Annotated in this window: 10 protein-coding genes; 7 read left to right on the forward strand and 3 right to left on the reverse strand. The window is 67.8% G+C overall.

Going from position 1 to position 13,759, the window contains the following annotated elements; translation table 11 throughout:
* Positions 1-493: 493 nt before the first annotated feature.
* The 3 genes from WFQ67_RS30070 to exaA form a co-directional block, all read right to left on the reverse strand.
* Positions 494-1,810: a methyl-accepting chemotaxis protein gene (locus tag WFQ67_RS30070; protein ID WP_213625635.1), complete on the reverse strand. Its 1,317-nt coding sequence runs from the start codon at positions 1,808-1,810 to the stop codon at positions 494-496.
* Between the two features lie 134 nt (positions 1,811-1,944).
* Positions 1,945-2,625, reverse strand: coding sequence for a pentapeptide repeat-containing protein (locus WFQ67_RS30075; RefSeq protein WP_213625634.1), 681 nt, complete (start codon positions 2,623-2,625; stop codon positions 1,945-1,947).
* A gap of 57 nt (positions 2,626-2,682) precedes the next feature.
* Positions 2,683-4,554, reverse strand: a complete 1,872-nt coding sequence (gene exaA, locus WFQ67_RS30080; RefSeq protein WP_213625633.1) for a quinoprotein ethanol dehydrogenase — start codon at positions 4,552-4,554, stop codon at positions 2,683-2,685.
* Between the two features lie 309 nt (positions 4,555-4,863).
* On the opposite strand from exaA, the gene pedF reads away from it, so the two are divergent.
* From pedF to WFQ67_RS30115, 7 genes are all read left to right on the forward strand, one after another.
* Complete coding sequence (gene pedF / locus WFQ67_RS30085; protein ID WP_173172415.1) at positions 4,864-5,301, forward strand: cytochrome c-550 PedF; 438 nt, start codon at positions 4,864-4,866, stop codon at positions 5,299-5,301.
* A gap of 5 nt (positions 5,302-5,306) precedes the next feature.
* The gene (locus WFQ67_RS30090; protein WP_337058990.1) at positions 5,307-6,185 is read left to right on the forward strand and encodes a substrate-binding periplasmic protein; all 879 of its coding nucleotides are present in this window, start codon (positions 5,307-5,309) and stop codon (positions 6,183-6,185) included.
* Positions 6,186-6,216: 31 nt separating this feature from the next.
* Positions 6,217-6,972 (forward strand): quinoprotein dehydrogenase-associated SoxYZ-like carrier, encoded by a 756-nt coding sequence (locus tag WFQ67_RS30095; protein ID WP_337058991.1) that lies wholly within the window; start codon positions 6,217-6,219, stop codon positions 6,970-6,972.
* 2 nt (positions 6,973-6,974) lie between these two features.
* Positions 6,975-7,901 (forward strand): quinoprotein relay system zinc metallohydrolase 1, encoded by a 927-nt coding sequence (locus tag WFQ67_RS30100; RefSeq protein ID WP_337058992.1) that lies wholly within the window; start codon positions 6,975-6,977, stop codon positions 7,899-7,901.
* A gap of 406 nt (positions 7,902-8,307) precedes the next feature.
* Positions 8,308-10,086: a PQQ-dependent methanol/ethanol family dehydrogenase gene (locus tag WFQ67_RS30105; RefSeq protein ID WP_337058993.1), complete on the forward strand. Its 1,779-nt coding sequence runs from the start codon at positions 8,308-8,310 to the stop codon at positions 10,084-10,086.
* 142 nt (positions 10,087-10,228) lie between these two features.
* Entirely contained in the window at positions 10,229-12,937 is a 2,709-nt protein-coding gene (locus tag WFQ67_RS30110; RefSeq protein ID WP_337058994.1) for an ATP-binding protein, read from the forward strand.
* A gap of 65 nt (positions 12,938-13,002) precedes the next feature.
* Positions 13,003-13,731, forward strand: a complete 729-nt coding sequence (locus WFQ67_RS30115) for a response regulator transcription factor (RefSeq protein WP_213625628.1) — start codon at positions 13,003-13,005, stop codon at positions 13,729-13,731.
* Positions 13,732-13,759 lie beyond the last annotated feature (28 nt).

Genomic DNA, 13,759 nt, shown 5'->3' on the forward strand with positions numbered 1-13,759 from the left:
TGTTGCGGGTGGGGTGAGGGGGCAGGGCGCCCTGCAGTTTCACCGGTGTAGGGGCGAATTCATCGGCTCTGGGTGCCCTGTCACCACCGCGTGGTTTTCGCTTCGCTCTACGCCACCCTACGCCAGCCATTGCGCCCCGAGCGTGATGTGTACCCCGATGAAGAGTCCGGCGAAGACGTTGGAGCAGTGGGCTGCTCCAACATCGTGCCCAATGCTTCACCTTGATGTGTGCATCACCGCCGGATGTACGCTGCGGATGGCGGCTTTCGTAGGATGGGTAGAGCGAAGCGAAACCCATGCGGTGGGCGTGACAAGGCGCCATAAATGCCCGGAAAGCAGTGTGCGTGAGCTTTTTCGTTGAGTCCTCAGTAGCTAAGGCAGACAGAGCCGTCGGGGTCACCCCTGCCGTCGCGCTTGAAACCACACACCTCTGTCTGATGGCTGCAGGGGCGGCGCTCAGCGCCGCCACGGCTCCTGACAGGTCGTTTCCGCTTCACCCCTTCAATTGACTCGCGAACTGCCCCACGGCGCTGACCACGCGCTGGGCGCCGTCCTGGATCTCGACGATCACCGAGCCCGCCTCGTTGGCCAGGTTCAGCCCCTCCTCGGCGTGCTGGCGGCTGCTGGACATGCTGTCCACTGCCGCCTGGGCCAGGCTCTGGTTCTGCTGCACGACCTCGACGATTTCCTCCGCCGCCTGGCTGGTGCGCCCGGCGAGCTGGCGCACTTCGTCGGCGACCACGGCGAAGCCGCGGCCCTGTTCGCCCGCGCGGGCCGCCTCGATGGCGGCGTTGAGGGCCAGCAGGTTGGTCTGCGAGGCGATGCCGCTGATGGTCTTGATGATCGAGCTGATCAGCTGCGACTGCTTGTCCAGCGCCTCGATGCCTTCGGCCGCTTCCTGCACCTGGCTGGTGATCAGGCGCATGACGTTGACCGTCTGGCTGACCACCGAGGCGCCTTTCTGCGCCGTGGCGTCGGTCTGCTGGGACGTGCTGTAGGCGATGTTCGCCGCCTCGGCGACGGCCTGCTCCTGGTTCACCTGGTCGGTGATCACGGTGGCGAACTTCACCACCTTGTAGAGCTGGTCGTTGGTGTCGTGCACCGGGTTGTAGGAAGCCTCCAGCCAGACTTCGCGGCCGTGGGCGTCGATGCGCTTGAAGCGGCCGACGACGAACTCGCCGCGCAGCAGCTTGGCCCAGAACTCCCGGTAGGCGGGGGAGCTGGATTCCTCAGGTTCGCAGAAGATGCTGTGGTGCTTGCCCCTGATCTGCTCCAGGCGGTAGCCCATGGCGTCGAGGAAGCGGTGGTTGGCGTTGAGCACCTCGCCCTTGAGGTTGAACTCGATGACCGCGGTGGAGCGCAGCAGGGCGTTGATCAGGCCTTCGTGCTCCTTGGCGGTCTCGATGGTCCGGGTCAGGTCGTTGGCGCACAGCACGACGCTCTGGATCTGCCCGCGCCCATCCCTGATCGGTTGCCAGATGCAGCGCAGCCAGGCCTCGCGGCCGTCGCCACGGAGCAGCCGGTACGCGCCGTTGAAGTGCTCGCCATTGGCCAGGCCCTGGCGCATCTTCAGGTAGTTGGGGTCGCGATGGAAGGTCTGGGGTATGAGCTCTTCGAGCGTGCGGCCGATGACGTTGTCATGGCGGTAATGCAGCTCGTCGAGGAAGTTGTCGTTGACGGACAGGATGCGACCCTGGAGGTCGATCTCCATCACCAGCATTTCCTGGTAGATGGATTCCTTGATCTGCTGGGCTCGGGCGTTTTCCTCCCGAAGCTGCTCCAGCTCCTTTTTCAAGCGCGTGTTGAACATGGTCGGAACCCGTTGGCTGAGAGTGTGAAACCGCTTGATCAGCACATCGACCCTGCCGGCTCTTTCTTGAGTTCGACACGCGAGGAATCCGGCAGGACGCGGCTTCTGGAGTGTAGACGCGCTCTGCCTGGACATCATTTTTCCCAGTCGATCGGGCACTCCCGGCAGCCTTCCATGTTCACGCCCTGGAACGAGGCGTAATGGCGGCGTGCACCGCTGAGGTCGGCGTTCTCCAGGTTGGCGTCGCCCAGCTTGGCTTCCTGCAGGTTGGCGTCGTTGAGGTGGGCGCCCTTGAGGTCGGCGCGGCTGAGCCAGGTCATTTCCAGGTCGGCGGCGCTGAGGTTGGCATCGTGCAGCCTGGCGCCGGACAGGCGGGCGAACTCCAGGTAGGCGGCGGTCAGGTCGGCGCCCTTGAATTGCGCGCCCTGGCCGAACAGGCCCCAGCCCTGCACCGCCACCAGGCGGGCGCCGCTGAGGTCGGCCACGCGCAGGTTGCTCTGCTGCAGGCTGGCGCGGGTCAGGTTGGCACCCACCAGCCTGGCCTTCTCCAGGTTGGCCAGGTCGAGGTTGGCGTGGCGCAGGTCTGCGCCGGAGAGGTCGGCCCCGGCCAGGTTGATCTTGTGCAGGTCGAGGTTGCGCAGGTCGGCATTGCGCAGGTCGGCGCCGGGGCACTGGCTTTGCGGTTCCAGGCGGCAGCCATCGATCACCTTTACGGTGTCCAGGGTGTCGGTTTCGGCTTGCGGGGCGGGGGCCTGGGCCCAGGCGAGCCCGACGACCAGCATCAGCAGGGGGAGGAACATGGGCAGGTAGTTCATGGACGGCTCCTGGTGCGTGGCGGGGAGTCGGCGCGCCCGCAGGCGCGCCGGGGAGGGTCAGCGGCTGGCGGTCTTGTTGTCCCAGCTGGGCAGCTTGAACACCCAGAACGAGCCGCCCTGGGCCACCGGCTTGGTCAGCTCGGCCATGTCGCCGCCCCACAGGGGCACGGCGCCGCCATAGCCGACGGTCACGCCGATGTACTGCTCGCCGTCCTGCTCCCAGGTGATGGGCGGGGAGACGATGCCGCTGCCGGTCTGGAACTTCCACAGCTCCTTGCCGGTTTTCGCGTCGAAGGCCTTGAAGAAGCCGTCGCCGGTGCCGGTGAACACCAGGTTGCCCTTGGTGGCCAGCACGCCGGCCCACAGCGGCAGGTGCTCGTTGTGCTCCCACACCACCTTGCCGGTGGTCGGGTCCATGGCGCGCAGGCTGCCGACGTGGTCGTCGTACATGCGCTTGATGCGGAAGCCCATCCCCAGGTAGGCGGAGCCCTTCTTGTAGTTCACCTCCTCGGTCCAGTAGTCCTCCTTCCAGTTGTTGGCCGGTACGTAGAACAGGCCGGTGTCCTGGCTGTAGGCCATCGGGTTCCAGTTCTTGCCGCCGAGGAAGGGCGGGGAGACCTCGACCGCCTTGCCGTGCTTCTGGCCCGGCTCGGGCAGCGGCGGGCGCTGGCCTTCGTTCTCCACCGGGCGGCCGGTCTTGAGGTCGATGTGGCTGGCCCAGGTGATGTTGTCGACGAAGGGGAAGGCGTTCTGCAGCTTGCCGTTGGTGCGGTCGACCACATAGAAGAAGCCGTTGCGGTCGGCGTGGGCGGTGGCCTTCACCGTCTTGCCGTCCTTGCCCTTGTAGTCGAACAGCACCAGCTCGTTGTTGCCGGAGAAGTCCCAGGCGTCGTTCGGGGTGTGCTGGTAGAACCACTTCACCTCGCCGGTGCTCGGGTCCACGCCCACCTGGCCGGAGGTGTAGAGGCTGTCGTAGTCGTGCGGGTTGCCGCCCTTGGCGGTGCGCGCCCAGGTGTTCCAGGGGCCGGGGTTGCCGGCACCGACGATGATGGTGTTGGTCTCGGCGTCGAAGCTGGCGCTCTGCCAGGGGGCGCCGCCGCCGTGGCTCCAGGCTTCCACCTTGCCGGTGGGGGAGTTCTTGTCGTCCGGCCAGGAGGGGGCCTTCACATCGCCCGTCGGGGTGCTGTCCTTGCCGTTGAGGCGGCCCATGTGGCCCTCGACGAAGGGGCGCATCCAGACTTCCTCGCCGGTGTCCGGGTCGCGGGCGAACAGCTGGCCGACCACGCCGAATTCGTCGCCTGAGCTGCCGTGGATCAGCAGGGTCTTGCCGGTCTTCTGGTCCTTGATGAGGGTCGGGGCGCCGGTCATGGTGTAGCCGGCGGTGTGATCGCCGAACTTCTTGTTCCACACCACCTTGCCGGTGTCCTTGTTCAGCGCCACCAGGCGGCCGTCCAGGGTGCCGAAGAAGATCTTGTCGCCGTAGATGGCGGCGCCACGGTTGACCACGTCGCAGCAGGGGCGGATGTCGTCGGGCAGGCGGTGGTTGTAGACCCACAGGCGCTTGCCGGTCTTGGCGTCGAGGGCGAACACGCGGGAATAGGACGCGGTGACGTAGATCACCCCGTCGCGCACGATCGCCTGGGATTCCTGGCCACGCTGCTTCTCGTCGCCGAAGGAGTAGGACCAGGCCGGTACCAGCTTGAACACGTTCTGGTCGTTGACCTGGGCCAGGGGGCTCCAGCGCTGGGCGTTGGTGCCCATGCCGTACTGCAGCACGTCCTTGACCGAGACATGGTCGTTGGCGATGTCTTCCCAGGTCACGTTGGCGGCGAAGGCGCCGGCGCTGGCGGCGAGGCCGCCGGCGAGCAGGAGGCCCCTGATGGCGAGGCTGAGCGGGCTGGCAGGTTGGGGGTGCGATCTTGTTGTCATGTGTGCGGTTCCCGTGGTCGTTGTGGACCAGTGCGCCACCTGGCGTCCTGGCGCTTCGAATACTGGAAGCGCCTCCGCCTGCGGGATACGGAAAAACTCCCGCGCTTGCCGGGAAAACTTCCCAGTGCGGGCATGACTTGGAACCGCTGCCAAAGCGCCTCGATACACCTCCGCCCGGCTTGCTACCAAGGGAGTAGGGCGCGACCACCAAAGCAGCATTCGGCCCCGGTCGGGCGCTCCTTACCATCCTCGTCACCACGCTCCTGCCGAGCGTTCGCCTTGCCCAGCATCTCGAAGAGGATGGAAGTCATGAATAAGCACAACGCCCTGCGTGGCCTGATGTTCCTTGCCGGTCTGAGCCTCACCGGTCTTGCCCTGGCCCATGGTGATGTCGTGCCGCAGGCCGTCAATACCGATGGCCTGGAGCCCCTGGGCAAGGAATGGCGCGATACCAACCCCTATCGCGCGCCCTATGAGAAGAACGCCCTGGCGGTGGAGATCGGCGCCTCGGCCTACAACCAGAACTGCGCGCGTTGCCACGGCCTGGAAGCCAAGTCCGGCGGCATCGCCCCCGACCTGCGTCTGCTCGAAATCAGCGCCGACGGCGACGAGTGGTTCAAGGAGCGCGTGATCAACGGCGCGGTGCGCGACGGCGCGGTGTACATGCCGAAGATGGCCGACTTCCTCAGCCAGGAAGCGCTCTGGGCCATCCGCTCCTACCTGGAAAGCGTCCACGTCGAAGAGTGATCGCCATGCGCCTGCTCGCCCTGCTGTGCTGGTTGCTGTGCCTGCCGCTGGCGCAGGCGCAGGTACGCCCCTATGACGACATCGTCGCCTCCGGGGTGCTCAAGGTCGCGGTCTACGAGAACTTCCCGCCCTACAGCTTCCAGCAGGACGGCCAGGCCCGCGGCGTCGACGTCGACCTGGCCAATGCCCTGGCCGCCGCGCTGGGGCTCAAGGCCGAGCTGATCTGGGTGACCCCCGGCGAGAAGCTCGACGACGACCTGCGCAACTACATCTGGAAGGGCCACTACCTGCGCCCCAAACTGCTCGCGGACGTGATGCTGCGCGTGCCCTACGACCGCGACTACACGGCGCGGCGCAACGACGTGGGCGAGCTGGTCAACGAGCAGGTGGTGATCTTCGCCCCCTACCAGCGCGAGCGCTGGCACCTGGTGCACGACACCCGGCGCCTGCCGGTGGTGGACAGCATCGGCGTGTTCCGCCTGCACCCCATCGGCGTCGAGCTGGAGAGCGTGCCGTCCTTCTACCTGACCTCGGTGTTCAACGGCCAGCTCAGTGCCAACACCCGCCATTACCCGAGCCCGGCCGCCGCCTTCGCCGCCATGCGGGGCGCCGAGGTGGACGCGGTGATGGCCCTGCGCGGCGAGCTGCAGTGGCTGCTGCACGAGGCGGCCGACCCGGCGCTGAAGTCCTCCGACAACACCTACCCCAACCTCGGCCAGCCCCTGTGGGACATCGGCATGGCGGTGCACGAGTCCAACCGCCAGCTTTCCAACGCGCTGGACATGGAGGTGGAGGCGATGGTCCGCGATGGCCGTCTGGCCACCCTCTACGCCCGCTACGGGCTGACCTACGAGCTGCCCGGCCTCTACCAGGACGTGCAATGAGGCGGGCCCCGGCCTGCCAGGGAGAACCGCCATGCGCCACCTGAATACGCTGTTGCTGGGGCTGTGCCTGGGGACGCAGGCCCTCGCCGCGTCCGACCCGGGCAAGGACCCGATGCCCTCGGTGATGTGGGAATTCCACCACCAGCGCATCCTCGATGGCGCGCCCTTCGTCTTCGACGATCGCGTGCAGCTGCAGGCGCCGCCCTTCGCCGAGGACGCCCGCCAGGTGCCGATCCAGGTGGACGCCCGGGCACTGCCGGGAAAGGTGACGCGGCTCATGGCCTGGGCCGAGCTCAATCCCATTCCCCGTGTGTTCGACTTCCGCCCCGGCGATGCCGTGTTGCCGGTGGTGGCGATCCGCATCCGCATCGAACAGGCCACGCCGATCCGCGCGGCGGCGCTGACCGAGGACGGCGTGTGGCACATCGGCTCGGCCTGGATCGATGCCGCCGGCGGCGGCTGCACCGCGCCCAGCGTGGTGCGCGCGCAACCCGGCTGGGAGGATCGCCTGGGGCAGATCCATGCCGCGCGCTTCCCCCTGGGTGACGACGAACGCCTGCGCCTGCGCGTCGACCACCCGATGGACAACGGCCTGGTGGGCGGCATCCCCGAGTTCTTCCTCAACCAGGCCGAACTGCGCGACGCCGCCGGCAAGCCCCTGGCGACCCTGGAGCTGTTCCCGGCCGTGGCCGAGAACCCCACCATCAGCCTGGACGTGAAGGGCCACGAAGGCGCCCGCCTGTGGCTGCGCGACAACAACGGCAACGAATTCGAAGGAGGGCTCTAGGCATGCGCCTGCTCGTGCTGGTTTTCCTCGTCGTGCTGCCCTTGCTGTCTCGCGCTGAACTCGACTACCACCTGCAACCCCGGCAGATAGCCGAGGGCACCTGGCTGCTGGAAGGCAGCACCGACAACTTCGCGGCAGGCAACGGTGGCAACGTGGTCAACACCGCCTTCATCGTCACCGACGACGGCGTGGTGGTGATCGACAGCGGCCCCTCCAGGCGCTACGGCGAGGCGATGCGCCAGGCCATCGCACGGGTCACCCCACAACCGGTGAAGCGGGTGCTGATCACCCACCACCACCCGGACCACGCGCTGGGCAACCAGGCCTTCGCCGACGTGCCCATCGCCGCCTTGCCCGGCACCACCGAACTGCTGCGCCAGCAGGGCGATGCCATGGCCGAGAACATGTATCGCCTGGTGGGCGACTGGATGCGCGGCACCGAGGTGCTGCTGCCCAACGAGGCGGTCACGCCCGGCACCCTCGCCATCGGCGGCCACCCACTGCGGTTGCTGGCCCTGCTCGGCCACACCGGGGCGGACCTGGCGATCCTCGACGAGCGCACCGGCGTGCTCTTCGGCGGCGACCTGCTGTTCTACCAGCGCGCCCTCACCACCCCCAACAGCCCGGGGCTGGACACCTGGCTCGCCGACCTCGACCAGCTCCAGGCGCTGCCCTGGAAACTGCTGGTGCCCGGCCACGGCCCGGTGGCCCGCGACGACGCGATCTTCGCCCAGATGCGCGACTACCTCGGCTGGCTCGACGGCCTGTTGCGTGACGGCGCCAAACGCGGCGCGGAGATGAACGAACTCATCCGCGCGCCCATCCCCGAGCGCTTCGCCGGCATCAGCCTGACCCGCTACGAGCTGGTGCGCAGCGTCAGCCACCTCTACCCGCGCTACGAGCGCGAGCGTCTGCCATTGGCTGAGTGAGGCGCAGCGGTGCCACGACGCGCTCCGCAGGGTGGACGGGTGAAGCATCGTCCACCCTGGCTGTTCTGCGTTCCCCCCCAGCGCAGGCGTACCCCCGGGGCGTAGGGTGGAGGTCGCTCTTTACCTCCACCAGGCGGAGTCGAGTGGGGCACGTCGTCATGCCCGATCGTTCGTTGCCTGGGCCTGGCAGCGGTGGGCTGAAGCCCACCCTACGCCCACCCACTCACCCACGCCCACCCTGCGCCTCCCCTTGCGCCCCTCGAACCGTGCGGCCCGGTATTGCTACCAAGGAACTACGAATCTCCGCACTGAGGTGAATTGGCGGGGAGGGCGGGCGCACCAAGAATTCGCGGCAGACCGGGAAATTTTCCCGGATGACAACAACAAGCCCGCAGAGGTAGCCGCAATGAACCCCACCGGTTTCACCCAGCCTTTCGCCCGCACGGCGCTGTTCGCCGCCATGACCCTCGCCAGCCTGTCTGCCTGGGCGGGCGTCACCGACCAGGACATCAGCGATGCCGGCAAGCGCAATGACCAGATCGTGGTCAACGGCCTCAACCAGCAGGGCCAGCGCTACAGCACGCTGGACACGCTGAACACCGACAACGTCAAGGAACTGCGCCCGGTCTGGGCGCTGTCCTTCGGTGGCGAGAAGCAGCGTGGCCAGCAGGCGCAGCCGCTGATCAAGGACGGCGTGATGTACGTCACCGCCTCCTACTCGCGCGTGTTCGCCGCCGACGCGCGCACCGGCAAGAAGCTCTGGCAGTACGACGCGCGCCTGCCCGACGGCATCATGCCCTGCTGCGACGTGATCAACCGGGGCGTGGCCCTGTACGGCGACCTGGTGATCTTCGGCACCCTCGACGCCAAGCTGGTGGCGCTGAACAAGGACACCGGCAAGGTGGTGTGGAAGAAGACCGTGGCCGACTACAAGGCCGGCTACTCCATCTCCGCCGCGCCGCTGATCGCCAAGGGCAAGCTGATCACAGGCGTGGCCGGCGGCGAGTTCGGCGTGGTCGGCAAGATCGAGGCCTATGACCCCACCACCGGCAACCTGCTGTGGAGCCGCCCCACCGTGGAAGGCCACATGGGCTACGTCTACAAGGACGGCAAGGCGATCGAGAACGGCATCTCCGGCGGCGAGGCGGGCAAGACCTGGCCGGGCGACCTGTGGAAGACCGGCGGCGCCGCCCCCTGGCTGGGCGGCTATTACGACCCGAGCACCGATTCGCTGTTCATCGGCACCGGCAACCCCTCGCCGTGGAACTCCCACCTGCGCCCCGGCGACAACCTGTTCTCCTCCTCGCGCCTGGCGCTGAACCCCGAGGACGGTTCGATCAAGTGGCACTTCCAGACCACCCCGCACGACGGTTGGGACTACGACGGCGTCAACGAACTGGTGTCCTTCGACTACCAGGACGGCGGCAAGACCATCAAGGCCGCCGGCACCGCCGACCGCAACGGCTTCTTCTATGTGCTCGACCGCACCAACGGCAAGTTCATCCGTGGCTTCCCCTTCGTCGACAAGGTCACCTGGGCCAAGGGCCTGGACAAGAACGGCCGGCCCATCTACGACGACGCCCACCGCCCCGGTGCCCCGGGTGACGCGAAGAAGGGCACCTCGGTGTTCGTGGCGCCGTCCTTCCTCGGCGGCAAGAACTGGATGCCCATGGCCTACAGCCAGGACACCGGCCTGTTCTACGTGCCCTCCAACGAGTGGGGCATGGACATGTGGAACGAGGGCGTGACCTACAAGAAGGGCGCGGCCTACCTGGGCGCGGGCTTCACCATCAAGCCGCTGAACGAGGACTACATCGGCGTGCTGCGCGCCATCGACCCGAAGACCGGCAAGGAGGTCTGGCGCTACCAGAACTATGCGCCGCTGTGGGGCGGCGTGCTGGCCACCAAGGGCAACCTGGTGTTCACCGGCAACCCGGAAGGCTTCCTCATGGCCTTCGACGCCAGGACCGGCAAGAAACTCTATGAGTTCAACACCGGCTCCGGCGTGATCGCATCCCCTGTCACCTGGGAAATGGACGGCGAGCAGTACGTCACCGTGGTGTCCGGCTGGGGTGGTGCCGTGCCGCTGTGGGGGGGCGAGGTGGCCAAGCGCATCAAGGACCTGGACCAGGGCGGCATGATCTGGACCTTCAAGCTGCCGAAGGACCTGGTGGCCAAGCGCTGATTGACGAGCGCGGCGGCCCGGTGCCGCCGCGCTCTGCCCGCCCCGACAGGACGGATTCACAGCCTGCCTCCTGATCCCCTAGACTGCGCTCCCCGCCGTCAGCGCTGCGTGCCGGCCTCTCGTCCCGAGGAGCGCCTCGCTCGTGATCCGTCTAAGCCTGCTTCCCTGCCTCTTCCTGCTGTCGTGGCTGCTCGCCCTGCCGGCGCAGGCCTCCGTGCCCATCGACCTGCGTGACTGGAACCCGGAGCTGCAGCCCATGCACGCGCTGGATGGTGATTGGCGACTGACCTGGATCGAGCCGGAGCGCGCCGAGCAGCAGGTGCGCATCCCCTTCACCTGGGGCAAGGGCGCCCCGACGTTCTGGGGGGAGGCGGGGTTCGGCCGGGTGGAGCTGCGTGGCCAACTGATGCTGCCCGCTCATACCCGCCAGCTCGCGCTGTACTTCGACGACTTCAAGTCGGCGGCGCGGATCTGGGTCGACGGTGCCCTGGTGCTGGAGCGTGGGCGGCCGGGCGATGCCGAGGACGAGGTGCCACGCCTGCAATCGGCCATCGTGCCCCTGCCCCTGGGGCACGCGCAGGTGGATATCCGCATCGAGCTGTCCAACCACTTCCACCACGAGGGTGGCATCGATATGGCCGTCAGGGCCGGCACCCTGCAGACGCTGCAGATGGACGCGAGCCGGCAGCGCGCCCTCTACCTTCTGACCGTCGGCGCGGCCTTCATGATGGCGCTGTTCATGGGCCTGCTCGATCGCAGCGCGGCTCGCTCGCTGGGCGGTGCGCCGCTGGCCGCCATGCTGGTGCTGGCCGGGATGCGCGCTGCCTCCAGCGGTGAGCTGCTGGACCACTACCTCGAATGGCCGGCGCTCTGGATCTATCGCATCGAGTACCTGTCCGGGCACCTTTTCGCGCCGGCCTACGGTTTCCTCCTGCTGCGCCTGTTCCCTGGGGAGCTGTCCCGGCGGGTCGTGGCGCTGATGGCCTGGGTGGGTGTGCTCGGTGCCGCCCTGACGCTGCTGCTGCCCGCGTCCTTCTTCACCCTGCTGCGTGACCCCTGTGCCCTGTGGCTGCTGCTCAGCGAGCTGTACTTCCTCGGCGCCCTGCTGCTGGCCGCCAGGCGCCGCAGGGCGGGCGCCATGGGCGTGCTGCTGGGGATGATCGTGATGGATGCCACCATCATCAACGACCTGCTGATGTATTCCTTCAGCGTCTCGACGCTCAACCTCATCCCGGTGGGCGTGCTGTTCTTCCTCCTTTCCCACGGCCTGGTTGTGGGCAGCCGGGTCATCGCCGCGCTCCAACGCAGCAACCAGTTGCGCGACGATCTCCAGCGCCTCAACGCCTCGCTGGAGGCACGGGTCGACGAGCGCACCCGGGCACTGGCCGTGGCCCGCGACCAGGCGCTGCACGAGGCGCAGCAGTCGCTGGAGCGCCAGGCGATGCTCAGCCACGAGCTGCGTACGCCATTGGTGGCCATCCAGGGGCACCTCCAGCTTCTCAACCGGGACGGGTTGGACGGCCGCCAGCAGCGGCGCATCGAGACGGTGCAGAGCGCGGCGCAGAGCCTTACCGACGTGCTGGACGGCCTGATGCTGCTCAGCCGCGCGGAGAAGCTCGAGTTGCCCCCGGCCCAGGCCTTTTCCCCCGAGCGCCTGGTGGAGGAGTGCGCCGCGATCTTCCAGCCCCAGGCCGAGGCACGCGCCCTGCGGCTGTCGACCGCCTGCGCGGGTGGCCTGCCGGCCTTCGTGCTGGGCAATCCGAAGCCCCTGCGGCAGATCCTGTTCAACCTGCTGGGCAATGCCCTGAAGTTCACCGAGAGCGGGGAGGTGGTCATCCGCCTGGACAAGGTCGGCGAGGGCCTCGCCATAGAGGTCAGGGACACCGGGCCCGGTATCCGCCCCGAACTGCAGGCCACCATCTTCGATGCCTTCGTGCGGGACCCGCTTTCCGACCGGCCCGGCATCGGCCTGGGCCTCTACATCAGCGCCCGGCTGGCCGCCCTGATCGGCGTGCAACTGACCCTGGACAGTGCGCCCGGACGCGGCACCGCCATCCGCCTGGCACTGCCGTGGCCGGAGGCCAATGAGCCCGCGCCGGGCGAGGACGATGTCGCCCTGCTGCAGGGCATGCGCGTGCTGCTGGTTGAAGACGTGGAGGTCAGCCGCCTGGTGACCGCCGAGTTGCTGCAGAGCTGGGGCTGCCAGGTCGGCACGGCCAGCTCCGGCCTGGAAGCGGTCGCGGCGTGCCTGGCTGCCCCCTACGACCTGGTACTGATGGACATGCGCCTGCCCGACATCGACGGCCTCGCCGCCAGCCGCAGGATCCTCGAAGGGGCCCGCGAGCCCGGGCCGCTGCTCGTGGCCCTGACCGCCAACGCGGGTGACCTCGATCCGCAGCAGTGCCGGGAGGCCGGCCTGGCTGGCGTGCTGGCCAAACCCCTGCATCGCGAGGCCTTGCTGGCCGTCCTGGAACGCTGGGAGTCGCCTGCCCCGGTGGCGGGGCTGCAGGCCGAGGAAATCTCCCGGGAGCGCATCGCGATGCTGCGCGGCTGGCTCGGCGCCGCGCTGTTCGACCGCCTCCTGCCGACCCTGTGTACCTCGTTGCGCGAGATACGGGCGTCGCTCGTCTCGTTGCCGGGCGGTGAGCGGGGCACCGAACAACTGGAAGCGCTCTGCCATCGCTTGCGGGGGAGCACGCTCAACTTCGGGCTCGATCAGTTGGCCCGGGCGGCAGAGCGCACGAGTCGTACGGAGCAGATACCGGCGTTGCTGGAGACGCTCGACCGCCACCTGGTGCTGCTCGAGAACCAGCTAATGGCCGAGGCCGCCATGAGGCGAACTGACGCATGAGGTGGCAACCCGCCGTCGCTTTGAGTCAGAATCCGCGCCGGTCCGAAACAGGGAATCGAGAGTCGATGGCCGACAAGCTGTTAGTGGTAGAGGATGCTCCCGAGATCCGCGACATGATGGTGCTCTACCTGCAGAGCGCGGGGTACGAGGTGCATGCCACCGGTTCGGGGTGGCAATGCCTGGAGCTGGTGCAGGTCGAGAATCCGGCGCTGGTGCTGCTGGACATCGGCCTTCCCGACCTGGATGGGCTGACCGTCACGGCGCAGCTTCGCCGCCGCCACCCGCAGCTCGGCATCATCCTGGTGACGGTGCGCGACGAGGACTACGACCGTGTCGTGGGCCTCGATGCCGGTGCCGATTGCTACCTCACCAAACCCCTCAACCTGAACATCCTCCAGGCCCAGGTGCGCAGCCTGCTGCGTCGCTGCGGCGGGGGAGAGCGGGGCAGCGACTTCAACCTGCACCTGGGGCGCTTTCGCGTGGACCTGCTGCGCCGGCGCATCTACGACCCGCAGGGCCAGGACGTGAACCTCACGCCCGGTGAGTTCGCCCTCCTGATCGGCCTAATCGAGCGGCGGGGCAACGCCATCAGCCGCCATGACCTGCTCCACTGCGTGCGGCGTGGCCAGGACGCGGACGAGCAGGTCGATGTGCGCACCGTGGATGCGCTCGTGGTACGCCTGCGTCGCAAGCTGGAGGTCAACGCCAACCGGCCACAACTCATCCTGACCGTCTACGGCAAGGGTTACAGACTGGCGACCGACGAAGAGATCGGCAGCCGCCCCGCTCAATAAGCCGGTATGAACGGCCATTCACAAGCAT

The sequence above is a fragment of the Pseudomonas sp. USHLN015 genome (assembly GCF_037153275.1).
Lineage (GTDB): Bacteria > Pseudomonadota > Gammaproteobacteria > Pseudomonadales > Pseudomonadaceae > Metapseudomonas > Metapseudomonas tohonis.